Origin of the sequence: Nonomuraea sp. NPDC049028 (assembly GCF_043197735.1) — a bacterium.
Classification (GTDB): domain Bacteria; phylum Actinomycetota; class Actinomycetes; order Streptosporangiales; family Streptosporangiaceae; genus Nonomuraea.
Map to the genome: position 1 here is coordinate 372,309 of NZ_JBICTR010000009.1, position 25,766 is coordinate 398,074.

At 69.1% G+C, this 25,766-nt stretch carries 30 protein-coding genes; 7 read left to right on the forward strand and 23 right to left on the reverse strand.

Annotated features, from left to right (window positions below):
- Positions 1 to 30: 30 nt before the first annotated feature.
- Complete coding sequence (locus ACGFJ2_RS35245) at positions 31 to 924, forward strand: aminoglycoside phosphotransferase family protein (RefSeq protein WP_393475632.1); 894 nt, start codon at positions 31 to 33, stop codon at positions 922 to 924.
- Here ACGFJ2_RS35245 and ACGFJ2_RS35250 read toward each other — a convergent pair.
- The 14 genes from ACGFJ2_RS35250 to ACGFJ2_RS35315 all read right to left on the reverse strand — a co-directional run bounded on the left by ACGFJ2_RS35250 (position 921) and on the right by ACGFJ2_RS35315 (position 10,246).
- Positions 921 to 1,244 carry a gas vesicle protein K gene (locus tag ACGFJ2_RS35250; RefSeq protein ID WP_363990040.1) on the reverse strand — a complete coding sequence of 108 codons (324 nt, stop codon included), beginning with the start codon at positions 1,242 to 1,244 and terminating at the stop codon, positions 921 to 923. The two genes, ACGFJ2_RS35245 and ACGFJ2_RS35250, sit on opposite strands and share 4 nt — an antisense overlap.
- Positions 1,234 to 1,443 (reverse strand): gas vesicle protein, encoded by a 210-nt coding sequence (locus ACGFJ2_RS35255; RefSeq protein WP_357943837.1) that lies wholly within the window; start codon positions 1,441 to 1,443, stop codon positions 1,234 to 1,236. Before ACGFJ2_RS35255 ends, ACGFJ2_RS35250 begins: the two co-directional genes overlap by 11 nt.
- Positions 1,433 to 2,260 carry a GvpL/GvpF family gas vesicle protein gene (locus ACGFJ2_RS35260; protein WP_393475636.1) on the reverse strand — a complete coding sequence of 276 codons (828 nt, stop codon included), beginning with the start codon at positions 2,258 to 2,260 and terminating at the stop codon, positions 1,433 to 1,435. Before ACGFJ2_RS35260 ends, ACGFJ2_RS35255 begins: the two co-directional genes overlap by 11 nt.
- Positions 2,223 to 2,600: a gas vesicle protein gene (locus ACGFJ2_RS35265; protein ID WP_393476302.1), complete on the reverse strand. Its 378-nt coding sequence runs from the start codon at positions 2,598 to 2,600 to the stop codon at positions 2,223 to 2,225. The genes ACGFJ2_RS35260 and ACGFJ2_RS35265 overlap by 38 nt, the downstream gene beginning before the upstream one ends.
- A 17-nt stretch (positions 2,601 to 2,617) precedes the next feature.
- Complete coding sequence (gvpO, locus tag ACGFJ2_RS35270) at positions 2,618 to 3,007, reverse strand: gas vesicle protein GvpO (protein WP_393475639.1); 390 nt, start codon at positions 3,005 to 3,007, stop codon at positions 2,618 to 2,620.
- A 4-nt stretch (positions 3,008 to 3,011) separates the two neighbouring features.
- Positions 3,012 to 3,284 carry a gas vesicle protein GvpG gene (locus ACGFJ2_RS35275; protein ID WP_393475642.1) on the reverse strand — a complete coding sequence of 91 codons (273 nt, stop codon included), beginning with the start codon at positions 3,282 to 3,284 and terminating at the stop codon, positions 3,012 to 3,014.
- Positions 3,285 to 3,290: 6 nt separating this feature from the next.
- The gene (locus ACGFJ2_RS35280) at positions 3,291 to 4,100 is read right to left on the reverse strand and encodes a GvpL/GvpF family gas vesicle protein (RefSeq protein ID WP_393475645.1); all 810 of its coding nucleotides are present in this window, start codon (positions 4,098 to 4,100) and stop codon (positions 3,291 to 3,293) included.
- A gap of 1 nt (position 4,101) precedes the next feature.
- Positions 4,102 to 4,497 (reverse strand): gas vesicle protein GvpJ, encoded by a 396-nt coding sequence (gene gvpJ, locus ACGFJ2_RS35285; protein ID WP_357943825.1) that lies wholly within the window; start codon positions 4,495 to 4,497, stop codon positions 4,102 to 4,104.
- 83 nt (positions 4,498 to 4,580) lie between these two features.
- The gene (locus tag ACGFJ2_RS35290) at positions 4,581 to 5,735 is read right to left on the reverse strand and encodes an SRPBCC family protein (protein ID WP_393475649.1); all 1,155 of its coding nucleotides are present in this window, start codon (positions 5,733 to 5,735) and stop codon (positions 4,581 to 4,583) included.
- Positions 5,735 to 6,214: a hypothetical protein gene (locus tag ACGFJ2_RS35295; RefSeq protein WP_393475652.1), complete on the reverse strand. Its 480-nt coding sequence runs from the start codon at positions 6,212 to 6,214 to the stop codon at positions 5,735 to 5,737. The genes ACGFJ2_RS35290 and ACGFJ2_RS35295 overlap by 1 nt, the downstream gene beginning before the upstream one ends.
- A 214-nt stretch (positions 6,215 to 6,428) precedes the next feature.
- Positions 6,429 to 6,944 carry a hypothetical protein gene (locus ACGFJ2_RS35300; protein ID WP_357943820.1) on the reverse strand — a complete coding sequence of 172 codons (516 nt, stop codon included), beginning with the start codon at positions 6,942 to 6,944 and terminating at the stop codon, positions 6,429 to 6,431.
- Between the two features lie 45 nt (positions 6,945 to 6,989).
- On the reverse strand, positions 6,990 to 8,378 hold the full coding sequence (locus ACGFJ2_RS35305) for a cytochrome (RefSeq protein WP_393475655.1): 1,389 nt from the start codon (positions 8,376 to 8,378) through the stop codon (positions 6,990 to 6,992).
- Between the two features lie 170 nt (positions 8,379 to 8,548).
- On the reverse strand, positions 8,549 to 9,157 hold the full coding sequence (locus ACGFJ2_RS35310) for a dihydrofolate reductase family protein (RefSeq protein WP_357943816.1): 609 nt from the start codon (positions 9,155 to 9,157) through the stop codon (positions 8,549 to 8,551).
- Between the two features lie 141 nt (positions 9,158 to 9,298).
- A complete protein-coding gene (locus ACGFJ2_RS35315) occupies positions 9,299 to 10,246 on the reverse strand; it encodes an NAD(P)H-binding protein (protein ID WP_393475658.1) in 948 nt (315 codons plus the stop codon).
- 36 nt (positions 10,247 to 10,282) lie between these two features.
- Between ACGFJ2_RS35315 and ACGFJ2_RS35320 the strand changes: the two genes are divergently transcribed.
- Positions 10,283 to 11,149, forward strand: a complete 867-nt coding sequence (locus ACGFJ2_RS35320) for a pentapeptide repeat-containing protein (protein WP_393475661.1) — start codon at positions 10,283 to 10,285, stop codon at positions 11,147 to 11,149.
- On the opposite strand, the gene ACGFJ2_RS35325 is transcribed toward ACGFJ2_RS35320, so the two are convergent.
- Both ACGFJ2_RS35325 and ACGFJ2_RS35330 read right to left on the reverse strand, forming a co-directional pair.
- Entirely contained in the window at positions 11,115 to 11,507 is a 393-nt protein-coding gene (locus tag ACGFJ2_RS35325; protein WP_358179142.1) for a hypothetical protein, read from the reverse strand. The two genes, ACGFJ2_RS35320 and ACGFJ2_RS35325, sit on opposite strands and share 35 nt — an antisense overlap.
- Positions 11,508 to 11,562: 55 nt before the next feature.
- Complete coding sequence (locus ACGFJ2_RS35330; RefSeq protein ID WP_393475665.1) at positions 11,563 to 12,747, reverse strand: SMI1/KNR4 family protein; 1,185 nt, start codon at positions 12,745 to 12,747, stop codon at positions 11,563 to 11,565.
- Positions 12,748 to 12,898: 151 nt separating this feature from the next.
- On the opposite strand from ACGFJ2_RS35330, the gene ACGFJ2_RS35335 reads away from it, so the two are divergent.
- Entirely contained in the window at positions 12,899 to 14,422 is a 1,524-nt protein-coding gene (locus ACGFJ2_RS35335) for a serine/threonine-protein kinase (protein WP_393475668.1), read from the forward strand.
- Positions 14,423 to 14,492: 70 nt separating this feature from the next.
- Positions 14,493 to 14,966: an NUDIX hydrolase gene (locus ACGFJ2_RS35340; protein ID WP_393475671.1), complete on the forward strand. Its 474-nt coding sequence runs from the start codon at positions 14,493 to 14,495 to the stop codon at positions 14,964 to 14,966.
- Positions 14,967 to 14,984: 18 nt separating this feature from the next.
- On the opposite strand, the gene ACGFJ2_RS35345 is transcribed toward ACGFJ2_RS35340, so the two are convergent.
- A complete protein-coding gene (locus tag ACGFJ2_RS35345) occupies positions 14,985 to 15,425 on the reverse strand; it encodes a MarR family winged helix-turn-helix transcriptional regulator (protein WP_358179136.1) in 441 nt (146 codons plus the stop codon).
- Positions 15,426 to 15,516: 91 nt separating this feature from the next.
- Here ACGFJ2_RS35345 and ACGFJ2_RS35350 point away from each other — a divergent pair, with 91 nt between their 5' ends.
- Positions 15,517 to 16,971 carry an MFS transporter gene (locus ACGFJ2_RS35350; protein ID WP_393475674.1) on the forward strand — a complete coding sequence of 485 codons (1,455 nt, stop codon included), beginning with the start codon at positions 15,517 to 15,519 and terminating at the stop codon, positions 16,969 to 16,971.
- 59 nt (positions 16,972 to 17,030) lie between these two features.
- Here ACGFJ2_RS35350 and ACGFJ2_RS35355 read toward each other — a convergent pair whose 3' ends face one another.
- Complete coding sequence (locus tag ACGFJ2_RS35355) at positions 17,031 to 17,729, reverse strand: helix-turn-helix domain-containing protein (RefSeq protein ID WP_393476305.1); 699 nt, start codon at positions 17,727 to 17,729, stop codon at positions 17,031 to 17,033.
- 53 nt (positions 17,730 to 17,782) lie between these two features.
- Between ACGFJ2_RS35355 and ACGFJ2_RS35360 the strand changes: the two genes are divergently transcribed.
- Positions 17,783 to 18,532: a polysaccharide deacetylase family protein gene (locus ACGFJ2_RS35360; protein WP_393475677.1), complete on the forward strand. Its 750-nt coding sequence runs from the start codon at positions 17,783 to 17,785 to the stop codon at positions 18,530 to 18,532.
- Between the two features lie 27 nt (positions 18,533 to 18,559).
- Here the strand turns inward: ACGFJ2_RS35360 and ACGFJ2_RS35365 are convergent, their stop codons facing one another.
- The 4 genes from ACGFJ2_RS35365 to ACGFJ2_RS35380 all read right to left on the reverse strand — a co-directional run bounded on the left by ACGFJ2_RS35365 (position 18,560) and on the right by ACGFJ2_RS35380 (position 21,810).
- Entirely contained in the window at positions 18,560 to 19,300 is a 741-nt protein-coding gene (locus ACGFJ2_RS35365) for a hypothetical protein (RefSeq protein WP_393475680.1), read from the reverse strand.
- A gap of 67 nt (positions 19,301 to 19,367) precedes the next feature.
- Positions 19,368 to 19,910: a dihydrofolate reductase family protein gene (locus ACGFJ2_RS35370; RefSeq protein ID WP_393475682.1), complete on the reverse strand. Its 543-nt coding sequence runs from the start codon at positions 19,908 to 19,910 to the stop codon at positions 19,368 to 19,370.
- On the reverse strand, positions 19,907 to 21,376 hold the full coding sequence (locus tag ACGFJ2_RS35375; protein ID WP_393475685.1) for an MFS transporter: 1,470 nt from the start codon (positions 21,374 to 21,376) through the stop codon (positions 19,907 to 19,909). The genes ACGFJ2_RS35370 and ACGFJ2_RS35375 overlap by 4 nt, the downstream gene beginning before the upstream one ends.
- A complete protein-coding gene (locus tag ACGFJ2_RS35380; protein ID WP_393475688.1) occupies positions 21,373 to 21,810 on the reverse strand; it encodes an SRPBCC domain-containing protein in 438 nt (145 codons plus the stop codon). The genes ACGFJ2_RS35375 and ACGFJ2_RS35380 overlap by 4 nt, the downstream gene beginning before the upstream one ends.
- A 149-nt stretch (positions 21,811 to 21,959) precedes the next feature.
- Here ACGFJ2_RS35380 and ACGFJ2_RS35385 point away from each other — a divergent pair, with 149 nt between their 5' ends.
- Positions 21,960 to 24,653, forward strand: coding sequence for an ATP-binding protein (locus ACGFJ2_RS35385; RefSeq protein ID WP_393475691.1), 2,694 nt, complete (start codon positions 21,960 to 21,962; stop codon positions 24,651 to 24,653).
- Here the strand turns inward: ACGFJ2_RS35385 and ACGFJ2_RS35390 are convergent.
- Entirely contained in the window at positions 24,604 to 25,746 is a 1,143-nt protein-coding gene (locus ACGFJ2_RS35390) for an NAD(P)/FAD-dependent oxidoreductase (RefSeq protein WP_393475694.1), read from the reverse strand. The genes ACGFJ2_RS35385 and ACGFJ2_RS35390 overlap by 50 nt on opposite strands.
- Between the last annotated feature and the right edge of the window lie 20 nt (positions 25,747 to 25,766).

A 25,766-nucleotide genomic window follows, 5' to 3' on the forward strand; every position in this document is an offset into this window, starting at 1 on the left:
GGTCCAGGCGGTTCACCAAGATTGACCGCGATGAGAGCGACCAAGATGCACACCGACGAGATCGAGACCGACGTCGCCCTCGTGCGTCACCTGCTCGCCGAGCAGTTCCCGCGCTGGGCCGAGCTGCCGATCGCGCCGGTCGACTCGTACGGAACCGATCACGACATCTACCGGCTCGGTGACCACTTGGTCGCTCGGCTCCCGCGCATCGGGTGGGCCACCAAGCAGGCGGCGAAGGAGGCGGAGTGGCTGCCGAAGCTCGCGCCGCACCTGCCCCTCGCGCTTCCGGTGCAGCTGGCCATGGGCCGGCCGGGCGGGGGTTATCCCTACGACTGGTCGGTGTACGAGTGGCTGCCCGGCGCGAACGCCAACGGCACGATCGACGACCTGGACCAGGCAGCCGTCGACCTGGCGGCGTTCGTGACCGCGCTCCGTCAGATCAGTACGACCGGCGCGCCCCCGCGCTCCCCGCACAGCCGAGGCGGACCGCTCGCGGAGAGCGACGCGTCTGTTCGTCAGGCGATCGCCCAGCTCGGCGACCGGATCGACGGCGACGCCGCGCTCCGCTCGTGGCAGGAGTCGCTCGACGCCCCGGCCTGGGACAGCCCGGAGGTCTGGCTGCACGGCGATCTGCTGCCGGGCAACCTGCTCGTCGTCGACGGCCGTCTGTCGGCGGTCATCGACTTCGGCGGCCTCAACGTGGGTGACCCCGCCTGCGACCTCCAGCCCGCGTGGAACGTGTTCGCGGGTGAGAGTCGACGCCGATTCCGGCGCGAACTCGGCGTCGACGACGCCTCCTGGGTGCGCGGCCGCGGCTGGGCGCTCGCTCAGGCGGTGATAGCGCTGCCGTACTACTGGGAGACCAACCCCGGCATGATCCGCCAGGCATCCCATGCGCTGGCGCAGGTCCTCGCCGACAGCTAGTCCCGGGGAAGCAGCGTCCCGAGCGGTCCGAGGTCGATATTGAGGTCGGAGGGCGACAGACCGAACTTGTCGCACATTTCGGTCATCGCCTCTTCCAGTCGCATCAAGGTCACGCCCAATGCCTCGATCTGTTCGTCTGACAGGTCCCCTTGCTCCATCCGGCGCACACACTGACGCTCCACGAGTTGGCGTACGAGCTCGACCAGGGTGAGCACCAGGCGCGACAGGTCGCGCTCCACCGCCTCGGCGTCGGTCTCGATGCGCAGCCGTCTCGACGGCACCTTCCGCACCGATGACGCCTTTTCCAGGTCATTCCTCATCGGTACTCCGGACCGACATGATCAGCGCGCGTACGGAGATGCGCACCAGGTCGATGTCCGCGATGGACAGGACAAGGTCCCCGCTCACCACGACCCCACCCGCCAGCAGCCGGTCGAGGAGGTCCACCAGCGCCACGCGTTCGGGCGGCAGCCGGTCCTCCCGGGCGAGCACGGCGCCGCGGGGCTGATCAAGCGTCATCGCCGGTCCCTCCTCCCGGCCTCTCCGGTGTCTCGGCGAAGGCGGCGAAGGAGTACGGCGCCCACGGACCGGTGAGCTCCACGTCGATTCCCTCGCCCCGCAGCCCGTCGACGACCCGCGCGAACTCCGCGCCGCGGTCGAGATCGACCAGGTAGGCGCCGTTGAGGATCATCCACTCCGCGCGACCGGACAGCTGCGGGTCCTGGGGGCGATGCCGCTGGCTGGCGACCGCCACGGACTTGAGGACGTCATGGATGTGCTCCCCACGCGCGGCGGCCTGGCGCCAGGTCTCCTCACGGCTGCGCAGACTCGCCTGCCGTTTCTTGAGGTACGCCAGGCCCGGGCTGGTCGCGCTCTCCGCCCCCGTTTCGGCGGGCGGCGGCGCGGCCGGATCGACGTACGCTTTCACCCCCCACTCCTGGCGGTCGGCGATCCGCCCGAGCGTCTCGGCGAAATCGTCATGCCGCCGGTCCAGGAGCTCCCTGATCTGGTCCTCGCCGCTGTAGACCGTGACCAGACGGACCGGGGCCGTCGGCGTCGTCCGGGCTACCGCCTCCACCACGCGATGGTGCGCCCGAGCGGTCTCGCCCAGCCAGTCCAGGTCTTCCATGGACCGCCGCAGTGGCTCCTCGCCGAACCGGTCCAGCGGGACCGTGCTCACGTACGCGACGAGACCGGCATGCGTGATGGCGCGCACCCCTTCACCGGCCACACCCTTCAAGTCTTCGGGAAGGGTGACACCTTCGTCGCGGGTGACCGCGTACAGGTAAGTCCCCGCGTCATTCATCACGCTCGTCCACTTCGGCTGCTCGCTCATCGACGTACTCGACCTCCGCGGTCGGACCGCGCGGAAGTGCGGCGCCCTCCTCCGCCGCGGCGAGCCGTCGCCGGAGCCTGCGGTTCTCCTCGCGCAACTCCTGGTCCTGCCCTTTGAGCCAAGGATCGTGCTCCCACCAGTCGATCCCCATCTCCCTGGCGGTGTCGACCGAGGCGATGATCAACCGGAGCTTGATGGTCAGCAGCTCGATGTCCAGGAGGTTCACGCGGATGTCTCCCGCGATCACGATGCCTCGGTCGAGGACCCGTTCCAGGATGTCGCCGAGGTTCGCCGGCTCGTGGTTGGACAGCCGCCCGGCGGGGGCGCTGGACTGGCGCATCACAGAGCCGGGCTCGGTCATCGCGAACCGCCCTCCCCGGTGGTACCGCTGCCCCGCCGGTACCGCTGGATGCGCCGGTAGGACAGCAGGTTTCCCTCCGGGTCCAACTCGGCCTCGTAGAGCGCGAGAATGTCGCCGGAAGAGGGAATGCGGTGATCTTCCAGGACCTCCACGTTCACCACCCAGCCGCGCTCGATCGGCTTCACCATCGTGATGCCTTCCGGCTCGCCCGCGACCAGATCGGCGATGTGCGCCAAACCGGCTTCGCCGACGTCCGCCACTGACAGGCCGCGTGGGCGGCGTTTCTGACGTGGCTCCGTCCGCCTCTCGTCGGGTTCCTCCCCTGAGCGCCTTGGTGCCTGGCTGCCGGCCGGCCGCTCTTCGCGGACACTGCGCCTGACAGGCATGCGATCACCCCTCCTCTTCCTCTTCCTCACCTGTCGGCGCGACAGCCTGGCCGGGCTTGCCGATCATCGATTCGAGCGTCTGCTTCATCTCCAGCGCCTCTTCCTCCTCGGAGATCAGGCCGGCGGCCCTGGACTGCTCGATCTCCTCCAGCCGGCGCCTGACCATCGCAGGGTCATGCGTCTGCCGCTCCACCTGCTCCTGTATCAGCTCGCCGAGCCGGATCACCCCTTTGACGGGCGCCAGCGGCCAGCCGAAGAGCAGGCTGATCAGTCCCACCCGTCATCACTCCTGAGTCCGCGCGGTGATGAAGTCGTACGGTGCCAGCGGGCCCAATATGCGCATCTCAACCCGTCCGGACCAGCGATCGGCGAACTCGTTCACCACCCGCTCCAGCTCGTCCTGCCGGTCCGTCTCCATGAGCACGGCCACGTGAACGGCGTCCTGTTCGTGAGAGGGCTCCCGGATGACGGTGAGGGCGGCGAGCGGGCTCACCTCCTCGGTCAGCGACTGCGTGTCGGCTTCGCGTTTGGCCACGACCGACTGGTTGATCAGCTCCCCGAGCCGGATCCGCGCGTTCCGCGTCAGATCCTCCGGTTGTCCCTGGATCTGCTCACGCAGCTGCTCGGCCTCCGGGACCTCGCTCAGCACCTCACGGAACAGCGTCTGATCGACGTAGCGTCCTTTGATGACGTACTCGGCCCGCCCCTCCAGCTCGTCCAGCGCGCTGCGGAACTCATCGTGGTGCGGCGTCAGCAGCTCCTCGACGACGGCCTCCTCGTTCGTCATCACCGAGCCGAAGCGGAGCGGGATGACGGGCACCTCGGCGGCGGTGGCATCGAGCAGGGCCCCATGCCGGAACAGGTCGTCGGGAGTGCCGAGCGGGCGGTCGAGCGCGACGTCGCTCACCAGAGCGGCGATCTCGCCATGCCGGATCAGCCTGATCTCCGCAGCTTCGTCCCCTATGCCCTGCGCGTCGCTGGACACCTCGACGTCCTCGGGTACGAGACCGTAGATGTAGATGCCGGTCTTCTTGGTGACTTGCTGGGGAGCATCCTGACCGGCGGCCTTCGCGGCTTCCGCAGATTGCGCCATCTCAGCGCTCCTCTCGCTCTTGCCGCCGGCTGCGCGTCTCCTGTTTCTCGCCGAGTTCGCCGACGAAGTCGCTCAGCTTCTCCCCTGCCGCTTCCAAGACCCCTTGGGTGACGTTCTTGCCCTTGCCCTGCGTCATGTTCTGCATGATCTCGGGCAGCCCTTCTCCCCCGGACTCCTCGAGGTCCAGCCGGTTCACGGCCTCGGCGTAGCGCAAGTAGGTGTCCACGCTGGCCACGACGATGCGCGCGTCGATCGTCAGCAGTTCGATGCCGACGAGTGAGACCCGGACGTAGGCGTCGATGACCAGCCCTTTGTCGAGGATCGTGTCGATGACGTCGGCCAGGCCCGACGGAGACGGACGGTCGGCTATTCCGCCTGTCGCGGGTTGCACGGTCATTACTTCTCCCTCGGTATTCGCGGACGCCGCCCGCCGCTCTTCGGGGACGCTGCCCCGCCGGTCTTCGCGGACGCCGTCCCGTGTTACGTCGTCCGGGTACCGGCTCTGCGACGAACCGGCCGCGCCGGTGGCTCCTTGGCGCGCCCCCGTCTCCGAGAGGCCGCGCGAGGCGGCTCTTCTTCCTCCTCCTCTTCCTCTTCTTCTTCCTCCGGCTCCTCCTCTTCTTCCTCTTCCTCTTCGGGCTCTTCCTCCTCCTCGTACTCGTCCTCCGGCAGTTCCTCTTCCTCTTCTTCCTCCGGCTCCTCTTCCGGCCGTTCCTCTTCCGGCCGTTCCTCTTCCGGCCGTTCCTCTTCCTCCTCCTGCGCGGCCTGCTCCTCCTGGACCGCGGTCTCGTGGTCCTTGACGACTTCACCGTCGTGGATCACGCCGCGCCACCCGCCGGAGGCGATCTCCTCGGGGTGCAGCATGATCTGCGTCATGACATGCCGCTTGAAGTGCTTGAACTCCAGCCGTACCCGCCTGCCCGGCGCACGCCAGACATTGCCGACGTGCTCCACCACCCCGCGCGGGTGATATTCGAGTACGAGCAGGACCCGGGTCAGGTTGGGGGTTAGCGCGTGGAAACTCACAGCGCCGTCGACGTAGCCCTTGGGGCCCTTGGAGCGCCAGATGATCCGCTCGTCGGGCACCTGCTCGACGATGTCCGACTCCCAGTTGCGATGGGACAAGAAGACCTGTGTCTTCCACGACAGCTTCTCGTCGCTCTCGTTCTCTACATGCTCCACCTTCTTCATGAAGGTCGGGAAATCCTGGAACTGCGTCCACTGGTTGTAGACGACCCGTACGGGAGCGCCGATGTCGAGCGCTTCGGCGATGTTGACGAACCGTAGCTTCTTGGTCCCCTTGCCCATGCCTCCGAACAGGCCCTTGAGTGCCCCCTTGGCCGCGCCACCCAGCATCGAACCTTTGACGGACTTGCCGCCAGATTCATCCGATCCGGTGAGCGCGCTGAACAGGCCGGAAACTCCGCCGCCTGCCGCGGGATCGGCGAGCCGGCCCGCCATGTCCTCGACCTTGTCACTCACGGACTGCAGCGCTCGCTCGATGAAGGCCTGTGCGAGGTTTTTGAGCTCTTGGGTGAGCGCTTCTGTCGGCAGGGCCTCCGCGACCTTCTTGACGTCTGCCGGCAGGGCCTCAGTGACCTTCTTGATGGGCTGAGTCTTCGATACCTGAGCCATCAAGCTCGCCTCCGTGTCCTGGTGACCGGCCGCGTAGCGCGTGCGGGCTCGGCCTTGGGATTCCTTCTCCGTGGTGCCGGCTTGGGCGGTTTCTCCTCAGGCGCCTCTTCCTCTTCCTCCTCGTAGCCCTCTTCGTAGTCCTCTTCGTCCTCGGCCGTTTCCTCAGGCGCGCCCGGATGGCGCAGACCCTCGGCCCGCTCGTGCAGCCTGGATGTCAGCGATTCGAGCTGCCTGCTCGTCATGGCCACGGCCGCCGCCTTGCCGACGTCCATCAGCTCGCCACGCAGGCGGCCGGTGAGCTTGTCCATCTCGGGCGACGAACCGAGCATCTTGATCCCCTGCGACAGCAGGCCGCCCTGGCCGCGCAGCCGGCTGAGCACCCCGGCCAGGGCCAACGTGGTCGCCCAACGCAGCTTGTGGCGTCGGCCGAGGTAGTAGCCCGCGGCGATGGCCAGCCCTATCTGAACTTTGTCTTTCATGACCAGCGCTCCTTGCCCTCCCGCTCGCCTGGAACAACCGGTCTCCACCTGCCCCACAAAAAAGACAAACAAACACATGATCGGAGAAAACGGACATACGAGGTGAATCAGGTGCCAGAGGCCCGCAGGGGCCGCACAAGGAGCGCCATATGCACTTCGTACAGATATAGTCAATAGTTCGCTTTTTACAGCGATTTGCACGCTTCCCGTGCGGCTAGAGAACCCGCTCCGCGCGCCGCCGGACCCGCATGCCCGCGACCAGCATGACGACCGCGCTCCCGTATCCGAGCATCGGCAGCAGGCGCCAGACCAACCACGGCAGCCTCCCCGCCCAGCCCGCGCAGCCGAGCATCATGACATACGAGATCGCCATGAACGCCCAGTCCAGCGCGACCACCGCCACGACCAGGGCGGCCAGCACACCCACTACCGCGCCGAGCCGCCGCCCCGCCCACGCGGAGGCCACGGTCGCCAGCAGGACGCTGAGCGTCGGCAGACCGTTCAGGGCCAGACTCCCCCCGAACGAGTACGCCACGGGCTCACGGAGATGGAGCCACATTGATTCGAGCTCGGACCACACCTCCGCCAGGCCGAGCGGAAGAGGGCCGTAGCTGGTACAGCCGATCGCCGCGTCGGCCTTGAAGAACATCGGCAGCCACAGGGTCAGGAAGCTCAAGACGCAGGCCGCCAGCGCCGCCAGCCACCATCGCAGGTAACGCCACCGGGGCATGGGCCGCCTTCCTACGCCACATGATCGACTACGGGAGTGCGCCGCCTACCCTAATGGGGACCATTTCCGTGATCCACGCAGCCCGCGCAGGAAACGCCACAGCGCGGAGCGGGGCGGCTCCGCTTCCACGGTGACCGCGTCTGCCGCCACTGGCGGTTCGGTGTTCGCCGGAGCCTGGGCGAGTTCGTAATCGACCGGCAGGGACCGCAGCGCCCGCATGAAGGGAGAGGAGCGCCACGGGAGCTGGTCGGCGGGCAGCGCGAGCCGCAGCCTGTCGAGGCGATCGAACAGCCGCTCCACGGCGATCGTGGTGATGCGGGTGGCCAGCAGTCGCGCGAGGCAGGCATGCGGCCCCGCGCCCCATGCCAGGTGGGCGCGGGTGCTGCGGATGGCCTCCCGGTCGATCGCGCTGCCGAACAACGGATCGCTGTGAGCTCCGGCGACGGACAACATGACGGGATCGCCCGCGGAGATGGCGAAGCGCCCCAGCCGCACATCCGCCGTCGGGAACCGGAACGTGAGGTTGGCCATCGGCGGGTTGGCCAGCGCGACCCGGTTCACGGTCTCCTCGATCGTCCCCGCGGACAGGCCCGACCGCACCTCCGGATTGGTCATCACCTCGAGGATCGTGTTGCAGATCAGGCCCCCGGTCATGTCGCCGACGACCCCCGGCAGCATGAGGAGCTCCCGGGACAGCCCTTCGACGGTGAAGTCGGAATTGGCCGCGAGCATGTAGGAAGGCAGGTCGTTCCCGGGGCGGCTCATCTTGGCGCTGGACAGCTCCATCATCGCGGCGAACAACCGCTGCGAGGCCGCGGCCGCCTCGGGACCGGCGTCCAGCACCCGCCAGGTGTCCATGACCACGTCATCGCCACGCGCGGTCTCGAAGCCGAAGAGCCGGTTGGCGACCATCAACGGGAGCGGTCGCGCGTACTGTGCGGACAGATCCGCCCATCCGGTACGGGATTCGCCTTCGGCCAGCAAACTGATGAGGTCGTCGGCATATCGCCTGATCGCGTCTTCCAGCAGCTGCGCCTGAGGGTGACCGCGGTCCTGGAAGGGGGCGAGCGCCGAGGTCCACGTGTCGCGGAGCCGGTGCAGCGTCATCCCGTCCTGGAAGGCCACGCTGTTGAGCTCGAACGCGGGAAGCACGGGCCAGTCCGGTGGCAACGCGCCTTCCGCCCTCGCCCGCCAGTTGTCCAGGCGCTTGCTCCAGATGTCGCCCTCGTTCTTCATGACCCGCAGCACTTCGGCGTACCCGAGGACCAGCCACACCGGCACCCCGAGCAGGTCCACCGGCGCGACCGGCCCGTACTTGGCGCGCAGGCGGTCATGGACGAGCGCGGGATCCGCGTCGTAGTCCCTGGTGAGCAGCGGTTCTACGGATACCGACGCCAGTGGTTCAGGGGTCGATGGGGGCCACGCGCCAGGCATCAAGGTGATGCACGACCTCTCACTCGGTCCGCTGCTTCTGTGAGAGCGGTCGCATCCCGGCGCCCACGTGGAAGACCAAATTGGGGGTTTTGTATCACCACGCGGGCGCGAAAAGGATACTTTCCGGAAAAATCACAGCACAGCATGTGACGAGGGAGATCTGACTCCTACTATGCGACCGATCCGTAGGAGGGCTTGCCCGCCCACTCGTAGGTGACGTAGATGACGCCGGCGTCGGTGGTGGTCGACCCGGTGACCTTCAGCCCAGCGGGCGCGGTGCCTTCGGCGAAGAGCCGTTTGCCCTGGCCGAGGACGACGGGGAAGATCAGCAGCCGATACTCGTCGACCAGTTCGGCCTCTTGCAGCGTACGCATCAGGTCGCTGCTGCCCTGCACGAGGATCTCGCCGTCGGTGCTCCGCTTGAGCTCGGCGACCGTCTGGGCGGCCTCGCCCACCAAGACCTGGGTGTTGCGCCACTCGGCGGTCATCGGTGCCCTGGTGGTGACGTACTTGGGCATGCTGTTGATCTTGGCGCCGCCCTCCTCGTCCGGCACGTTGGGCCAGTACGAGGCGAGGATCTCATACGACCTGCGGCCCAGCAGCATCCCGTCCGCCCGCTCGAGCTGGTCGTTCATGATGCGGCCGAACCCCTCGTCCACGTGCGGGGGCAGCCATCCGCCGTGCTGGAAGCCGTGAGAATCGTCCTCGCCGGCACCGCCGGGGCCCTGCATGACACCGTCCAACGACACGAACGTCGAAACGACCAGCCTGCTCGCCATTTGTCTCACTCCTTTGAGGGCTGGGCGGGTCCGTCCGGTCCCGCCGTCTTCATCTGCCTTCAGCGTGGCGCGACCCGTTTACGGAATCCTTAAGGCGTCCCTATGGTCCGGACGGCAGCCCAGCCCAGCCCGCTCGCTCGCTCAGCGAAAGTCGTCGGCGTGGTCGAAGGCCCAGTCTCGGAACGTACGCGCCGGAGTTCCGGTGACCTCTTCCACGGTGGAGGTGATCAATGCTGAGTGAGGTCGCGTTTCTGCGCTGGCCAGCAGGGCCTCTACCAGGGCCGGCGGCCTGCCGTCCGCGAGCATCTGCTGCCGGGCGAGTTCTACGGGCACCTTCTCGAAACGCAACGGGCGGCCGATCGCCTCCCCGATGGCGTGTACCTGCTCGGTCCTGCTCACCACCTGCGGGCCGGTCAGCACGTACGTCATGCCGGCATGGCCGTCCTCGACCAGCACACGTACCGCCACGGCGGCGATGTCGCGCGGATCGATCACCGCGGTGGCGGCGATGTCAGGACCACGCACGACACCCGCGCCACGGATCTGCTCGGCCCACCCACGAGTGTTGGAAGCGATGGTGTTCGCCCGCAGGATCGTCCACTGCGGGCCGGACTCCTCGATCAGGCGCTCCATGTCGGCGTGGAGCTGGTTGATCGGGTCGCTCTGCCGCTCGGCCTCGTCGTTCACCCCTGACGAGGAGAGGTAGACGACGCGGCGGGCATGGCCTTCGACCACGTCGAGCACGGCGGAGGCCCCGTCCGTGGCGAGGAAGGGCCAGATCAGGAACACCGTCTCGACCTCCACCAGCGCCCTCTTCAGGGTGCCCGGCCTGGACAGGTCACCTTCGACCGCCTCAACCCCCTCAGGGAGCCGAGACTGCTGACCATCTCTCACAAGCGCCCGCACAGGGACGCCGGAGGACACAAGCTGGGCGATAACCTGCCGTCCGACGTTGCCGGTGGCACCGGTCACAAGAATCATGCCCCGGTCAGCCTGGCCATTTGCGGAAATATTCCGACTCGGTGCGCCGTCCCTTTGTACCGGCTCCGCAGGCTGTTTTGTCGGATCGGGCTGCGAGACTCCGCGCATGCGTGATCACGAGCTCCCAGAACGCCGGCGGCCGACATGAGCGCGTCCGAGCGGTTCAGCCTCCAGCCGAGCCCGGACAAGTGGCAGCCCGCGTGGCGCGCCCGCGGAACACTACGTGAGCAGCGTTTCGACCTTCCTGCCGGAGTGTCCAGTGTGACCTTCGACAAGACGCTGATGGTGGGCGTGGACTTCTCCGGGATTCACTTCGTCTCCTTCAGCGCCCACGGCAGCCGGTTCGAAAGCTGCGACTTCTCCGGCACCACCTTCGAAAACCTGTCGATGGGGGCCACCGGCGTGCGCGGGTCGTGGAACCGCCGCGTCAGTTGGCCGCAGTCGGTCTTCCGCGACTGTGTGTTCCGCCGCACCCGATTCGCGCCGCTCACCTTCTTCGGTAACGTCCGGTTCGAGAGATGCGTGTTCGACGGGTCCCGGCTGAGGGACCAGACGTCCACGTCCGAAGCCGAATTCGTCGACTGCGTCTTCCTCGGCCGCGTGCGGGATGTCAACTTCTGGGGCCGTCCGACCCACGACCAGGCGGCGCTGGGCAGGGACCGCAATGACTTCACCGGCAACGACTTCACCGGCGCGGAGCTCGACGGTGTCGCCTTCCGGCACATCGACCTGCGGGCCCAGCGCTTTCCCGGCCTGCCCGGCTACGCGCTCCTCGACCGGGTCAGCGCGCGGGTGGAGGCGGCGCTGCCTGTGGTGGAGCGCTGGCCGGACCCACGTCACCGGGAGAAGGCCCGCTTCAGCTTGGAGTTCCTCGCGGAGAGGGCTCTCGAGTACAACGACGACCACCGGCTGGTGAGCCCTTCGGAGCTGGGCCGGAAACTGCCGCCCGCGCTCCGCGAGGAGTTGTTCGAGGCGCTCAGAGGCACGACCAGCGATATATCCCCTGGTTGAGCCGTACCGCCTCGCGAGCCAGGTCCCGCAGGCCGGTGATGCGTTCGACCTCGAACTCGTCGAGCAGTTCCTCCTCGGCGTACTCGCGCAGCCGCGCGTCGTCCACGGCGGCGAGCGCGGCGGTGGTCTCGGGCGCCGCCAGTTCAACGCCCGCCGACTCACCGTCGTCGATGACGGCCTTGCTGTCGCCGAACTCGCTGAGGTCACGTCCGCTCAGCTCGGCGGCCAGCGTGTCGAGGTCGTCGAGCCAGCCTTTGCAGTCGACGTACGGCAGATTCAACGCCGCCGGCCCACCGGACAGGGCCAGCCGGGCGGACTGCTCGGAGTCCACCGTGAAGTAATCGACGAGAACACCCATAGTGCGCGACTCTACCGATCATGCCCGCACCGGGCGCATTGCTCGCCTCAGGCGCTCAGAGGACGTCCCAGTCGAGCTCACCGTCGACCACCTTCGGCTTCCAGTAGCCGATGGAGCCGCCCTTCTCCATGGCGTCTGCGGTGGTCTTCAGCAGGGCGTAGAAGGAGCGGATCCGGACGCCTCCCGGCGTGAAGCCCATGGAGCCCTCATGATCGGTTTCGCCGATGTCCTTCCGCGCCGAGTCGATCACCAGGTGGTCGCCCATTCCGTCGGCGCCGACGGGGATCATTCGTCCGTCCCACCATTCCGATCGTGGATCGGAGAATTCCCCGTCACTTTCCTCCTCACCGTCGATGTCGCACAACCGTCGCCACGTGACACGCATTTCCTGGACGCTCGAGTACGAGTTGCCCAGGAGGCCGAAGGCCCAGGTGTCCTTGAGGTAGACGGCCCCGTCATGCCGCAGGAGTGAGGCCCGCAGATCGTCTGGGAAACGTATTCCCATATACGCCTCCGCGGCCGCGATGGTTTTCGCGTCTCCGTTCTTGCCGAGTGTGCGATAACTCCGGGGAGCGTTGGTCTTCAGCCAGTCCTCGATGCGCTGCCACTGCCGGTCCACCGCCCGCTCAACCTTCGCGTCGATTTTCCGTACGCGCGGTTCGGTGCCCACGGGCCGGCAGTCCGCGTCGGGACGGGCCTGCGTTTCCTCACTCTCCGCCGACTGCTGGGACACGTAATCGGCGTCCGGACCGTACTCCTCCTCGTTTCCGGCGAACGTGCAGGCCGTACCGCTGTCCGAGGTGTTCTCAAGGCATGGCCCCCACCGCACGTCAGATGAGGGCTCGGAGAAGACCGCGGATTCAAGGACTTGAGTACCGAGAGCCAGCATGAGAATCGCGAGTCCGGCAACGGCCCAACGAGTCAGGCGGCGGCGGGTGGCATCGTCCAGCGGCTCCCTTGGCTCGCCGCGTTCGAAGAACTTGGTGAACTCGGGGCGGTCGAAGAGGGACGGCTTTTCGGCGCCATAGCGCTGGAGATCCTCAGCGGTGGGAGTGCCGAGGATCGGAGCCGGCGGCCACTGCGCATTCTCGCGCCGGACCGGAATCGAAGAGATATCGGAAGCCACCTCCTCCCGCTGGACCGGGCGCCGTCGAGAGCGCGCGATCACCACGATCGTCGCTGCCGCAATGGCCGCCAAAAGCGCGAGCCATAGCCCGCGGGATGTGATCAATCGCCGCATGTCCGGCACATTACCCGGAATTGATCTAGACGGACGCCGACTCCGCTCGCGGTCACCCTGCCGACGATCACGCTCCGAGGGCGAGCGCACACACCCGGGCACCTGTCATTAGGATCATTGCCGTTGCGATGATCCGGCGAGCGGAGCCTCGATGAGTGACCCCGGCGGCTTCGGCCCTCTGGTGAAGGACGAGCGCGAAGCGATCGGTCCGTACCGGATCGTGGGCCGGATGGGCGCCGGCGGCATGGGCGTGGTCTACGCGGGGGTCGCGGACGACGGCGCCCGGGTCGCGGTCAAGGTCATCCATCCGGGATTAGCCGCTGATCCGCAGTTCCTCGCCCGCTTCGTCCGCGAGGTCGATCTCCTGTCCCGGGTGCGCGGGCGCTGCACGGTCTCGGTGATGGCCTCCGACACCGCCGCGATGCCTCCCTGGCTGGCCACCGAGTTCGTCCCCGGCCCGACGATCAGTACGTACGTACAGGACAACGCGCCACTGCCGCCGGACGAACTGCTCTCGTTCGGCGTGGACATCGCCGAGGCGCTCACCGACATCCACGGTGCCGGCATCGTGCACCGCGACCTCAAACCCGGGAACGTGATCCTCTCCGACTCCGGCGCGAAGGTCCTCGACTTCGGCATCGCCCGAGCCCTCGACGAGAGCGGCCTCACGGGCACCGGCGCGCTGATCGGTACGCCCGGCTGGATCAGCCCTGAGCAGTACCGGGGCGACGAGGCGGACGCCGCCGCCGACGTCTTCGCCTGGGGCGCGCTGATGGCGTACGCCTCGACGGGGCGCCCGCCGTTCGGCACCGGAGCCCCCGACGTCCTCGCCTACCGCGTCATGAGCGTCGATCCCGACCTGTCCGGGGTACCCACACAGGTTCGGGACCTGGTACGAAGCGCGCTCGCCAAGGACAGGACGGCCCGGCCCACCGCGGACGAGCTGCTCGCCCAGGTCACCGCACTCAAATCGGGCACGACCCCACTCACGGCAGGCACGATCCCCATGCCGCCCCCACCCAGGTCGGGCACGGTCGTCATGCCGCCGCCGGTATCACCGCCTGCCAATCGCGTGCCGTTGTGGCCGGCCGCCGCCGTCCTGGCGACGGTCGTGGCCATCGGCGCGCTGGTCTGGGTGGGCTCGGAGGGGATACCGGCGGCACTCCGGAGCCTGAGCGACCCTCCCTCGTCCACGCCCGCGGAGAACCTGACGCCGGACACGAGCGCGACCCCGACCCCCGAGGAGACGACGGAGACCCCGACCCCGACTCCCGAGGAGACGACCAGCACGAGGGAGACCCCTGAGGAGACGGAGACCCCTGAGGAAACGCCCGCCACAACGGAGAAGGCGAGCGCGTCCCCCACCACACGCCGCTCGGCCACCGCCGTGCCGTGCGCGTCCGCGAGCTCGATCCTCCGGCAGGCCGCCACGCTGAACGGCGGCCTGCCGCAGGACGCCAGGGTCGCCCGCAAGCGATGCGTGGGCTACTGGGTGGCGGCCGAACTCGACTCCCCGAGCGTCGGCGGCATCGACCTGATCGCGAAGCGGAACGCGACCCGATTCGTCAACGCCGAGATCGGCAGCGACTTCTGCTCGCTGGAGAATGAGTCGGCGCTCCTCAAGAGCGCGCCGAGTGCCATCAGAGCCTTCCTCTGCCCCAACGGCTTCGGCTGACCGCCTCCGCCCGAGACCCGAAGGAGATCAGGTTGCACCCCGCGCTCGTACGGAGGATGGGACGGGCCGCTTGATCGCGCGTCCCAGCGCCCGAGTCGTGCTCATCGACGCCGCCGATCGGCTCCTGCTGTTCTCCAGCCGCAACCGGCTCGACGGCACCCTTCGCTGGTACACCCCCGGCGGCGGGCTCCAACCGGGCGAGACGCATCAGGACGCGGCACTGCGCGAGCTGTACGAGGAGACCGGGCTGACGGGCGCGACCCTGGGCCCGGAGGTGTGGAGAGGACGCCCCTGGACCGTCGATCGAGACGGCGTCACCTACGAGGTACGGCAGCGCTACTACCTGGCCCGCGTCCCCGTCTTCGAGATCGACACCACCCGGATGGAGGACTTCGAAAGGACGAGCATCACCGGCCACCGCTGGTGGACGGCGCAAGAACTGACCGAGACCACCGACCTCCTGCGACCCGCCGGGCTACCGCACCTGCTGGCCACCCTTCTCGCCGACGGCCCGCCTCGCAACCCGGTACTTGTCGACGGCTGACGCGGTCATGTCTCCCGGCTACCGTCTGACCACGTGATCGAATACCCGTCTCAGCAGCTCCAGCAGCTGCGTGCGCTCGGCTTCTGACAGCGGCCGCAGCAGCTCTTCCTGAACCCCGGCCAGGATCGAGTCGAGCTCCTCCAGCCGCCGCCGCCCGGCCGGGGTCAGGGTGATGATGTTGCGGCGCCGGTCGGCCTGGTCGGGCGCGCGCTCGACCAGCCCCTGGTCCGCGAGCTCGTTCACGGTGGCGTGGGTGTCGCTGCGGTCGATGCCGCAGCGCTGGCCGAGGGCGATCTGGCTGGCGGGTCCGAACTCCTCCAGGGCGGCCAGGATCGCGAAGTGGTAGCCACGGGCGTCGACGGGCGTCAGCACCTCGCCGATGAGTCGCTGCGCGTGCAGCGAGGTCTTACTGATCAACCAGCTGGGCTTGCCGCGCAGGCGGGCGGGTGCCGACTCCATGGACCGAGTCTACCGTTGGCTCGCCCCACGATTATGGTGCTACCGTTGGCCGGGCCAACGTTGGGTTGGCCAACTAGTTTCGAGGTATGCCATGACCACGACAGTCGGCTCCGCCCGGCACCCCTCCGATCCCCCGCTTCCCGACCCGCGCCGCTGGTGGGCACTGGCCACGGTCGCCACGGCCCAGCTCATGGTCGGGATCGACCTGATGATCGTGAACATCGCGCTGCCCTCCGCGCAGCGATCACTGTCCATGTCCGACCCCACCCGCCAGTGGGTGATCACCGTCTACGCCCTGTGCTACGGCGGCCTGCTGCTCCTGGGCGGCCGGCTGTCGGACCTGTTCGGCCGCCGCCGCAGCCTGCTGATCGGGCTGGCCGGCTTCGCCCTGGCCTCCGCCCTGGGCGGCGCGGCCACCGGGCCGGCGACGCTGCTGGCCGCCCGGGGCCTGCAAGGCGCCTTCGGTGCCCTGCTGACGCCTGCCGTCCTCGGCACCATGGCCGCCTCCTTCCCGCTGCCCGCCGAGCGGGGCAGGGCCTTCGGCGTGTACGGGACGGTGATGGGCAGTTCTTCCGGCCTGGGCGTACTCCTGGGCGGGGTTCTGACCGAGTACCTGGACTGGCGCTGGTGCATGTACGTGAACATCCCCATCGCTCTGGCGGCCGGCACGGGCGTGCTCTACGCGGTCCGCTCCACGCCGGCCGGATCCAGACCCCGAGTGGACGTGGTGGGCGCCCTGCTGGCCACCGGCGGCCTGATGGCGCTGGTGTACGGCTTCTCGCGGGCCGAGACCGACGGCTGGGGCGCGGCCCTCACCTTCGGCCCGCTGATCACGGGAGTTCTGCTGCTGGCCGTCTTCGCGTGGGTCCAGCACCGGGTCAACCATCCGCTGCTGCCGCTGCGCGTGATCCTCGACCGCCACCGCGGCGGCTCCTACCTGGCCGTGCTCAGCCTGGCGGTGGGGATGTTCGCCGCGCTGTTCTTCCTCACCTTCTACCTGCAGACCGTGCTCGGCTACCCGCCCGTACGCGCCGGACTGGCCTTCCTCCCCCTCACTGCGGGCCTAATGCTCGGCGCGCGGACGGTCGGCCGGCTGGTGCCCCGTGCCCCGCTGCGCGCACTGCTGACCCCCGGGCTGCTGACCCTGGCGCTCGCGCTGGGCCTGCTCGGCCTGCTGCGGCAGGACAGCGGCTATTGGCTTCATGTCCTGCCGGTGCTCTTCCTGGTCGGCCTGGGCACCGGCTGGGTGCTGATCACCGCCAACAGCACCGCCACCCTCAACGCGGGCGCCGACACCTCCGTCGCCGGCGCCGCCGTCATGACCGCCCAGCAGATGGGCGCCTCTCTTGGCACCGCGCTGCTCAGCACCATCGCCGGTACGGCCACGGCCGGCTACCTGGCGGCCCATCCCACCGCCGTCGCCGAGGCGACCGTGCACGGGTTCACCGTGGCGAGCCTGTCGGCCGCCGCCTTCCTCTGCCTGGCCGCGCTGGCGGTCTTCCTCATCACCGGCAGAAGGGATCGTCGTGGGCTACCTGGGGCTTGAGGTCGAAGACCGCCTTCCTCGCCGGCCACCCGTCAGCCGCCGCCGCGCCGGACCGGCGCTCACATTGGGCCACTCGCGCGGATGGCGGCCGGTCCGTGGCCGTACCAGCGGTGGATGGCTCGCCGCAGGGCCCGGGGGTCGGTGAAGCCGACCCGCGTGGCGATGGACTCCACGCTGAGCGTGGTTTCCCGCAGCAGGCGGTCCACCCGTCGCTGGCGCAGCTTCTCCAGCTCCTCTCGCCAACTGCTGCCCTCGTCGCGCAGGCGGCGCTGGAGCGTACGGGGGCTCATGGCCAGTCGCCGGGCCACTTGGTCAAGGCCCGGCGGGCCGTCGGCGACCGCGGACTCGAGCGCGGCGTGGAAACGGTCGAGCCAGCCCCGCACCGGACGGGCGGCCGCGGTGGACAGCTGCGCGTGGTTGTCCAGGATCGCGGCGAGGGCGGGGTCGGCGCGTGGCAGGGGCGCGTCGATGTCGGCCTCGGCGAACGTGATCGACGGGTGGGCGGCCTCGTACTCGACGCGCCTGGTGTCGTACAGCGCGGCCAGGCGTTCGGGCGCGGTCGGCGGGCGGCGCGGCAGCCCCACCCACACCGGCGTGAGCCGCCGACCGGCCCCTGAGCCGGCCAGCATGAGCAGCATGTACGGCACGAACTCCGCGATCATCGCGTATTCGGGGTAGTCGCGGTACGGACCCTCCCAAGCGACGGTCACCCCGCCATCGTGACGGGTGACCGTGAGCCGGTCGGCCGGGTCGGCGATGGCGGTGAAGCGACGGCCTCGCCTTCTACGTGGGCCTGAACGTCGAGCACTTCATGATCGACCGCCCCTCCACCAGCATCAACGAGGCGACCGCGACCCTCGTACCGGATCCGCTCAACTACGGCTGGCGCGACTACGGACCGCGGGTGGCGATCTGGCGCGTCATGGAGGTACTCGACCGGCACGCCATCCGGGCGAGTGTGCTGCTCAACGCCGACGTGTGCGAGCACTACCCCCAGATCGTCGAGGCGGGCAACGCCCGCGGCTGGGCGTGGCTCGCCCACGGCAAGAACAACTCCACCCTCCAGGCCGACGTCGACGACGAGCGCGCCTACCTGACCGAGGTCGTCGACACCATCGAGAAGGCCACGGGACGGCGGCCGCGCGGCTGGCTGGGTCCCGCGCTCACCGAGACGTTCCAGACGCCGTCCCTGCTCGCCGAGCTCGGCCTGAGGTATGTGCTGGACTGGACCAACGACGACCAGCCGTACCGGCTGAACGTCCCGGGAATGCTGAGCGTGCCGTACTCACTCGAACTCAACGACCTGGGCATCTTCACCATGCACGGCAGGAGCGGCGCCGACTTCGTCCAGATGGTCAAGGACCAGGTCGACCAGCTCTGTGCCGAATCCGCGGAGAGCGGGCGCGTCATGGCGCTGGTGCTGCACCCGTTCGTCATCGGCCAGGCGTTCCGGGCGAAGTACCTCGATCAGGCGCTTGAGTACATCGCCAATCGCCCCGACGTATGGCTGACGACCAGCGACGAGATCGCCGAGCACTGCGCCGGGTTCCCAGGACGCTGAGTCTGAGCTTGAAGCGAGCGAGTGGGGTCAGCGGAAGTCGGTGGTCACCTTGGCGGGATCCGGCGCCTTGACCGACACCTTCGCACCCCACCCGCTGTAGCGGCTGTCCACGGCGATCATGGCCTGTCGCCCGGCCTCCGTAGCCGTGAACTTGCTCTGCACCCTGCTCACCAGGCCCCCCGAGGTGAGCGTGAGGGTGTAGGAGACCTTCGTGCTGTCGAACGAGCTGGGCGCCTTCGCGCCCGCCCACCAGGCCGAGGCCTGCTTGAGGTCCTTGAAGGTGATCGTGCCGGTGATGGAGTTCTTCGTCGACTTGCCGTGCTTGATCAGTGCGGCCAAGGTCTTGGGCTCGGCCGGGTTGAGAATCTGACCGTAGGAGTCGGGCACTCCGTAACTCTTGACCTTGTACCAGGTCTTGCCCTCCGGGAGCACCATGGGCATGACCCCGCCGGTGTGGTACGTGATGTTGCCGACGCCGACGGCCCTTTGCCGCCCGTAGGTGTCGTCGTCCCAGTGGATGTTGATGTCGAACGCGGCGACGCCCTTCTTGTCGAACTGGAAGACGCCCTTGCGGTCCTGGATCTCGCTCTCCTCCGTGCCGTTCGACCAGGCGACCGTTTCGGTGAAGCGCACGCCGTGCCCGGGTACGAGCTGGGCCTTCAGCGCGCTGACGGGGTCCTTGGTCGCCGCCTGAGCGGGGGCGGCAACCGCCGATAAGGCGGCCGATAGGGCAGCGCAGGCCGCCAGAGCAGTGATCATCTTCTTCATGGTCAGCGATGATGCCGGAGCCGGATCACAAACGGGGCACGGCGCTGCCCGCCAGGACGTCAGGACATCAGGGCGTGAACGTGTACGTGACGGAGATGGTGCCGCTCTTGTGGACACGCGAGGCGATGAGCGTACAAGGCAGCCGCTCACCCCCGTCCTCGAACAGCTTCCGGCCCTCGCGCACGACGACCGGGTCGATCAGCAGTCGCAGCTCGTCGAGCAGGCCGGCCCGCAGCAAGGTCTGGACCAGGGTGATGCTTCCGGTGACCACGATGTCCTTGCCGTCCTGCCGCTTGAGCCGCGCGACCTCCTCGGCGATATCACCCTCGGTGACCAGCGTGGAGTTGCACCACTCGGCCGCGGGCAACGTGGTGGAGAAGACGATCTTGTGGATGCCGTTCATCAGGTCCGCCAGGCCGCCGCTCGCCCCCGGCCAGAAGCCGGCGTGCTCCTGGTAGGTGTGCCGGCCCAGCAGCATGGTGTCCGCCGCCGCCAGCCCGGCCTGGATGTCCTGCTCCATCTCCTCGCTGTGGTACGGGCCGTGCCACTGGTCCGGCGAGGCGACGACGCCGTCCAGCGACGAGAACAACTCTGCGACGATCTTCCTCATGGAAGGCTCCTTCGGTGGGGGTGGGCGGTGAGGAGGAATGCCAGGGCGGTCACGGCCACGCCGACGAGGCCGACGATGTTGTAGGCGTCGGTGAAGGCGGTCCGTACGGCTTGCAGGAGCTGCGGGTCTCCGTGAGCGTCGGCGATGCCGTCAACGATGCTGACGGCGGCCGGCGAGTCCGGCAGGTTCAGCCGGGCGCGGTAGACGACGGTGCCCAGGGAGCCCAGGACCGTGAGGCCGACCGCGATGCCGAGCTCGTTGCTGACCTGGGCCAGCGCCGCGCCCGCGCCGGCGCGCTGGGGTGGGGTGGCGCTGATGACGCGGTCCATGAGCAGCGGGAAGGCGGCTCCGATACCGAAGGCGGCCAGTGCGGCTCCGGCCGCCGCCAGGGGACGGCCGATCCAGGTGACGGGCAGGACGGCGTACAGGACGAAGCCGAGCATCGTGATCAGCAGCATCGGCCCCACGATCATGCGGTGGCCGAGGACGCGATGGAGCCAGGGGCCCAGGTTGGAGGCGGCGATCATGAGGATGATCTGCGGAAGCGTCCACCAGGCGGCGTCGAGCGGGGTCAGGCCCTGCACGTCTTGCAGGTAGAGGTTGAAGAACAGGGAGCTGCCGCCCATGATCAGCGCGGTGAGGAACAGGGCGGCCAGCGTACGGCCGACCGCCGGGGTCCGGATCAGGGCCAGGTCGAGCAGCGGATCGTCCAGCCGCCGTTGCCGCCGGACGAACAGTACGGTCAGGACGATGCCGACCACGAGGGTGAGCCAGGCCGAGGCGTCGGCGCCGTCGTTGACCCAGGCCTTGAGCGCGTAGACGATCGCGAGGACGGCCCCCAGGCTTTGCAGCGTACTGAGCAGGTCGATGCGCGGCGCCTGGTCGGAGCGGGTCTCGGGCAGCACCCATGGCGCGATGGCCATGGTGACCGCCATGACCGGCACGCTGATCAAGAACACCGAGCCCCACCAGAAGTGGGCGAGCAGCACCCCGCCGACGAACGGTGCCACGGCCATGCCGCTGAGGAACACCGTCATGTACGCGCCCATCGCCTGCACACGCGACTTCTCCTCGGTGAACAGCACCCCGATGAGCGACATCGACGCGGGCATGATGGCCGACCCGGCCACCCCCATGACGGCCCGGGCGAGGATGACCAGCGGCGCGGTGGTGGCGAAGGCGCCGACGGCGGAGGCCAGCGCGAAGATCGCCGCGCAGATGAGGATCATCTTCCGGCGGCCGATCCGGTCGCCGACGGCGCCCATGGCGAGCATGGATCCGGCCACCAGGAAGTTGTAGCTGTCGGTGATCCACAGCAGTTCGGCGGCGCTGGGCCGCAGGTCACGCGCTATGGACGGCAGGGCAGCGCCCATCACGGAGATGTCGATGGCCACGAGCAGCGTGGGCAGCGCCAGGACGGTCAGAGCCATCATGGGATTCATCCGCGTGCTCAGCAGGTACTTCATCTCAGCTCCTCAGCCAGGGACTTCAGTACGTCCCTCATGTGCTGCTCGAACGGGGCGGTCTCCTCGGCGGTGAAGAAGGCGACCTGCTCGGTTTGGACGAGCCTGGTGCCCGGTCCATCCCGGACGAACTCCACCGTGGCCAGGGAGACCAGGCTGCGTACCTGGTCGAGCAGCACGTCGTAGCTGTAGACGATGCGTTTGCTCGGCACGATGTCGAGATAACGTGCCTCGATCGTGTGCGCGGGGCCGCCCACCGGGGTGCTGTGATACCGCTCCAGCCCACCGACCCGGAAGTCCACGTCGAGCCGCGGACTCCAGTCGGCGGGACCGCTGGACCAGCGCGCCTTGACGGCCGGGTCGGCCCAGGCCGAGAACACCTCGACCGGTGGAAGATCATAGACGTGCTCGGCCACGAAGGTGGCGTGCTTGATCATGGGAGCCTCTCGAGTGTCAAGGCGCTGTCGTCCAGACACCGGCAACCTTGGCCTGCCCGACCATGCCGGGACATCCGTGGAGATCACCGGACCACTACGAGGCCGGCACTGATTCGCTACGGAAGGGCCACCGAGGCCACAATGGCCGCATGTTGCCGGACAAGCCGCGAGAGGTCTCGCCCCGCGAGGCCGAGGTGCTGGCGGGGGTGGTCGAGCATCTGACGAACGCGCAGATCGCCCACCGGCTGCGGGTCTCGGTGCGCACCGTGGAAAGCCACGTCTCCTCGCTGCTGCGCAAGTACGGCGTGGGCAGCCGCGCCGCCCTGGCGGCCATGAACCGGCATCAGCCATCGCCCTCGGTCAAGCCGGGGCACATCGAGGGCATCCCGGTCAGTCACACCTCCTTCATCGGACGCCGTCAGGAACGGCAGGAGGCACTGGCCGCGCTGGCCCACGCCGCGCCGGTCTGCCTGGTGGGGCCCGGCGGCGTCGGCAAGACGCGGCTGGGCGCCGTGGTGGCGCAGGCGGCCTCGACGTCGTTCCCCGCCGGCGGGGCGTTCGTCGATCTCGCCCCGATCGGTGAGGGGTACGTCCTGCGCGCCGTGGCCGACGCGCTGGGCCTGGCCGAACGTCCGCCTCAGCCGCTGGAGCAGGCGGTCACCGAGCGGGTCGCGCTGGGACGATCGCTGCTGGTTCTCGACAATTGCGAGCACCTGCTGGACGAGGTCAGCGAGCTGGTCGAAAGACTGCGCTCGGCCTGCCCCCAGGCGGGCATCTTGATGGCAAGCAGGGAGCGGCCGGGTCTCGCCGGCGAGCGGGTCATCACGGTGCCGCCGCTGGCGGAAGAGGCGGCGGCGCTGTTCCTCGATCGGGCGCACGCCATCGACCCGACGTTCGCCGCCGAGCCCGCCGCGATCGCCGAGGTGTGCGCCCGGCTCGACGGATTGCCGTTGGCGATCGAGCTGGCCGCCTCACGCGTACCCGCACTCGGAATCGACGCCCTGCGCGTGGGGCTGCAGGACCGGTTGCGGCTGCTGTCCGGCGCGCGGGGCAGGCCGGCACGGCATCGCTCGCTGCGTATGGTCATCGGCTGGAGCTACGACCTGCTCGACGATGAGGAACGCGCGCTGCTGCGCCGTCTGGCGGTGTTCACGGGCGGGTTCAACCTGGCGGCGGCCACAGCGGTCATGCCGGACACGCCGCCCAGCGCGATAGCCGACGTCATAGGCCGGCTGACGGACAAGAGCCTGATCGGAGCGGCGGGCGGCGGCTGCTGGCGGTTGCTGGAGACCATCAGAGCCTTCGCCGCCGACCAGCTCGAAGACCGCGGCGAGAGGGAAGAGACGCTCCGGCTCCGGCTGCGCTGGGCGGCGGACACCGCGGCGACGCTGGAATCACGACTCGACGGCGGTTGGCAGCCGCAGTTCGATCTGGTCGCCGATGATCTGCGGGCAACGCTCGCCGACACGGCCGCCGTACCTGACCGGCAGGCGCATCAGCTGGCCAGGTCGCTGGCGCACCTGACGTTCGCGCGGCACTTCCACCGCGAAGCGATCGGCCACTACCTGGCCGCCGCCGACCGGGCCGGCGATGCCGCGGACAGCCACCAGGACCTCCTGCGCGCGGCCGCCACGGCCGTCTCGATCGCCGACGGCCCACTGGCTTTCCGTCTGCTGATGCGGGCCGCCGAACACGACGGCTTGCGCGCGGCCACGCTCGCCTCCGCCCTCGTGGTCGCCCACCGCTACCGGCGCGCGGACGATCGCGACTCGATGTCCGTGTCGGCGCTGCTCGACCAGGCGAGCGCCGACCCCGCCGACTCGCGCACCGCGGCGCTCGTGGCGACCGCGCGGGCCTGGGATCAGGGCGGCCTGGAGCTCGCCGGCTCCGCCGTCAACGCCGCTCGCGAGTGCGGCGACACCATCGTCCTCCTGGGGGCGCTGGACGTGCTGACCCGGGCGTACGCGCGGGCCGGCCGGTTACGCACCGTCCAGCGGATCTGCCAGGAGCGGCTCACGCTCATCGAGCGCCTGCCGAGGCACGAGCCGTCCGCGGCGGCCGAGATCGTCGACACCTTCCACTCGGCGGCGCGTGCCGAGCTGTGTGTCGGCGACCTGCCGGCCGCGCTCGCCGTCGCCGACCGCGCGCACCGCGAAGACCCCATCGGCGAACACCCCTACCTGTCCATCCCCAAGACCATCAGACCGCTCGCCCTGAGCGGTCGTTTCCCGGAGGTCTTCCAGCAGGCGCCCGCCATGTGGGCGGCCTGGCATCAGGCGGGCAGCCCGCGCAGCGCCTGGATGTCGACCGCGGTCTCCGCCGTGGCGCTGGCCCATGGGCTGGCGGGCAGCGGCGAGTTCGACCTGTGGCGCTCGCGCGCGCTGGAGATGGCCGAGGTGGCGGACGCGGCCTCCTCACAGGTCCTGGCTCCGTTCGCCGCCTTCGTCGAGGCCAGGGTCGCCCTGCACACCGGCGCCCACGACCGGGCCGCCACGCTGGTCGAGCGCGCCTTCGCCCCCTTCGCCGTCCGCTGGTACGAGGCCTACGCCCGCGCCGCCGGTGCCGAGCTGGCCGTCGTCGCGGGCCTGCCGGACGCCGCCGAACGGCTTGCCGCCGCTCTGCCGTACGCGGAGCAGAACGCCTGGGCGGCCGCCGCCCTGGCCCGTACTCGCGCGATCTTGTACGGCGATCGTGACGCGCTGACGGCGGCGATCGAACAGTGGACCTCGATCGACGCCCGATTCGAGCGCGCCTGCACCCTGCGTCTGCTGCCCGGCCGGGAGCAGGAGGCGATCAGCGAACTCCGGGCCATCGGCTGCCACCCACCGCGAGCGGTGGGCTGACATCGAGAAACGAGCCGTCTCCGAACAGAACGCGCGCCGCCAGAGCACGCCCGGCACGACCACGTAGCAGGGTCACCACCGCCTCCGCCGCGGCGGGAGATCGGATACCGGCGAACACGCGGCGCAGCAACAGGCGACCTCGGAACCGGGTCCGCAAGGCAGCCCCGTCGTACCGGCTCAAGATGCTTTGATCGCCGGTACGCAGATACCCGGCCGCGACCGACGCTGCCCATTCGGACATGCGTAAGCAGGGGTCCAACCCGCCGGCCGTCAGCGGCGACACCGCGCCCGCCGCGTCTCCGACCAGCAGCCCGGCCGGGCACGCCAACCGTCGCAGCACACCACCGACCGGAATCGGCCCGCCTCGACGCTCGACCGGACCGGTCGGCACCGCACGGCCGGGCGCGTCCGCGGCGAAAGTGTCCAGCAGGTGGCGGATGCCGGTGCGCATCGCGGCCGGATATCCCGCCACGCCGACATGCGCGTGCTGACCGTCGTCGATGACCCACCCCAGGTACCCCGGAGCCACCCGGGGATCCAGCACGCAGTGGAACGCCGGGGCGGCCGTGCCAGGAGCGATCGGGTGGACGAGCTCGGCACCGAGCAGGGAGCGCCGGTTGACGTCGAGGCCGAGATCACGGGCCACCCGGGAGCGGGCGCCGTCCGCGCCGATGATGAACCGAGTCGTCACCGGGTCCGCATCTGCGAACCGCACAAAACCCCTCGATGCGCCGACATACCGTACGCCCAGGAGGACCCGCGCCCCGGCCGACTCCGCCGCGCGGCGCGCGTGCTCGTAGATGCCCGCCATGTCGGCCACGCGGTACTCGTCGCGGTCACTGGTGAGCTGGATCGGTGCCCGCCGCGACGGCGGATACAGCAGCACGTCCCGGATACCGGGCCCGAGCAGATGGTCCGGCAGGTCGAAGTCGTCGAGGGTACGCCGTACGAAGATCCCTGTCGTACGGATGCCCGTTGACAGCGACCTGCGGCGGTCGACCACCAGCACCTTCAGTTCCCGCCGGGCGAGCGAACGGGCTGTGCGCAGCCCGGCCAGACCCGCACCTACGACCAGTACATCGACGGCCTGCATACCTGCGACGGTAGGCGCGG

What these genes read in the sequence shown, in the direction of transcription:
- ACGFJ2_RS35315 (WP_393475658.1), bottom strand. Translation starts at nt 10,246, where the DNA reads ATGCGCGGAGTCTCGCAGCCCGATCCGACAAAACAGCCTGCGGAGCCG.
- ACGFJ2_RS35360 (WP_393475677.1), top strand. Translation starts at nt 17,783, where the DNA reads ATGATCGACCGCCCCTCCACCAGCATCAACGAGGCGACCGCGACCCTC.
- ACGFJ2_RS35350 (WP_393475674.1), top strand. Translation starts at nt 15,517, where the DNA reads ATGACCACGACAGTCGGCTCCGCCCGGCACCCCTCCGATCCCCCGCTT.
- ACGFJ2_RS35370 (WP_393475682.1), bottom strand. Translation starts at nt 19,910, where the DNA reads ATGAGGAAGATCGTCGCAGAGTTGTTCTCGTCGCTGGACGGCGTCGTC.
- ACGFJ2_RS35250 (WP_363990040.1), bottom strand. Translation starts at nt 1,244, where the DNA reads ATGAGGAATGACCTGGAAAAGGCGTCATCGGTGCGGAAGGTGCCGTCG.
- ACGFJ2_RS35245 (WP_393475632.1), top strand. Translation starts at nt 31, where the DNA reads ATGAGAGCGACCAAGATGCACACCGACGAGATCGAGACCGACGTCGCC.
- ACGFJ2_RS35305 (WP_393475655.1), bottom strand. Translation starts at nt 8,378, where the DNA reads ATGCCTGGCGCGTGGCCCCCATCGACCCCTGAACCACTGGCGTCGGTA.
- ACGFJ2_RS35335 (WP_393475668.1), top strand. Translation starts at nt 12,899, where the DNA reads ATGAGTGACCCCGGCGGCTTCGGCCCTCTGGTGAAGGACGAGCGCGAA.
- ACGFJ2_RS35380 (WP_393475688.1), bottom strand. Translation starts at nt 21,810, where the DNA reads ATGATCAAGCACGCCACCTTCGTGGCCGAGCACGTCTATGATCTTCCA.
- ACGFJ2_RS35390 (WP_393475694.1), bottom strand. Translation starts at nt 25,746, where the DNA reads ATGCAGGCCGTCGATGTACTGGTCGTAGGTGCGGGTCTGGCCGGGCTG.
- ACGFJ2_RS35345 (WP_358179136.1), bottom strand. Translation starts at nt 15,425, where the DNA reads ATGGAGTCGGCACCCGCCCGCCTGCGCGGCAAGCCCAGCTGGTTGATC.
- ACGFJ2_RS35265 (WP_393476302.1), bottom strand. Translation starts at nt 2,600, where the DNA reads ATGCGCCAGTCCAGCGCCCCCGCCGGGCGGCTGTCCAACCACGAGCCG.
- ACGFJ2_RS35325 (WP_358179142.1), bottom strand. Translation starts at nt 11,507, where the DNA reads ATGGGTGTTCTCGTCGATTACTTCACGGTGGACTCCGAGCAGTCCGCC.
- ACGFJ2_RS35375 (WP_393475685.1), bottom strand. Translation starts at nt 21,376, where the DNA reads ATGAAGTACCTGCTGAGCACGCGGATGAATCCCATGATGGCTCTGACC.
- ACGFJ2_RS35280 (WP_393475645.1), bottom strand. Translation starts at nt 4,100, where the DNA reads ATGGCGCAATCTGCGGAAGCCGCGAAGGCCGCCGGTCAGGATGCTCCC.
- ACGFJ2_RS35385 (WP_393475691.1), top strand. Translation starts at nt 21,960, where the DNA reads ATGTTGCCGGACAAGCCGCGAGAGGTCTCGCCCCGCGAGGCCGAGGTG.
- ACGFJ2_RS35310 (WP_357943816.1), bottom strand. Translation starts at nt 9,157, where the DNA reads ATGGCGAGCAGGCTGGTCGTTTCGACGTTCGTGTCGTTGGACGGTGTC.
- ACGFJ2_RS35365 (WP_393475680.1), bottom strand. Translation starts at nt 19,300, where the DNA reads ATGAAGAAGATGATCACTGCTCTGGCGGCCTGCGCTGCCCTATCGGCC.
- ACGFJ2_RS35320 (WP_393475661.1), top strand. Translation starts at nt 10,283, where the DNA reads ATGAGCGCGTCCGAGCGGTTCAGCCTCCAGCCGAGCCCGGACAAGTGG.
- ACGFJ2_RS35255 (WP_357943837.1), bottom strand. Translation starts at nt 1,443, where the DNA reads ATGACGCTTGATCAGCCCCGCGGCGCCGTGCTCGCCCGGGAGGACCGG.
- ACGFJ2_RS35330 (WP_393475665.1), bottom strand. Translation starts at nt 12,747, where the DNA reads ATGCGGCGATTGATCACATCCCGCGGGCTATGGCTCGCGCTTTTGGCG.
- ACGFJ2_RS35295 (WP_393475652.1), bottom strand. Translation starts at nt 6,214, where the DNA reads ATGAAAGACAAAGTTCAGATAGGGCTGGCCATCGCCGCGGGCTACTAC.
- ACGFJ2_RS35300 (WP_357943820.1), bottom strand. Translation starts at nt 6,944, where the DNA reads ATGCCCCGGTGGCGTTACCTGCGATGGTGGCTGGCGGCGCTGGCGGCC.
- ACGFJ2_RS35290 (WP_393475649.1), bottom strand. Translation starts at nt 5,735, where the DNA reads ATGGCTCAGGTATCGAAGACTCAGCCCATCAAGAAGGTCACTGAGGCC.
- gvpO (WP_393475639.1), bottom strand. Translation starts at nt 3,007, where the DNA reads ATGCCTGTCAGGCGCAGTGTCCGCGAAGAGCGGCCGGCCGGCAGCCAG.
- gvpJ (WP_357943825.1), bottom strand. Translation starts at nt 4,497, where the DNA reads ATGACCGTGCAACCCGCGACAGGCGGAATAGCCGACCGTCCGTCTCCG.
- ACGFJ2_RS35260 (WP_393475636.1), bottom strand. Translation starts at nt 2,260, where the DNA reads ATGAGCGAGCAGCCGAAGTGGACGAGCGTGATGAATGACGCGGGGACT.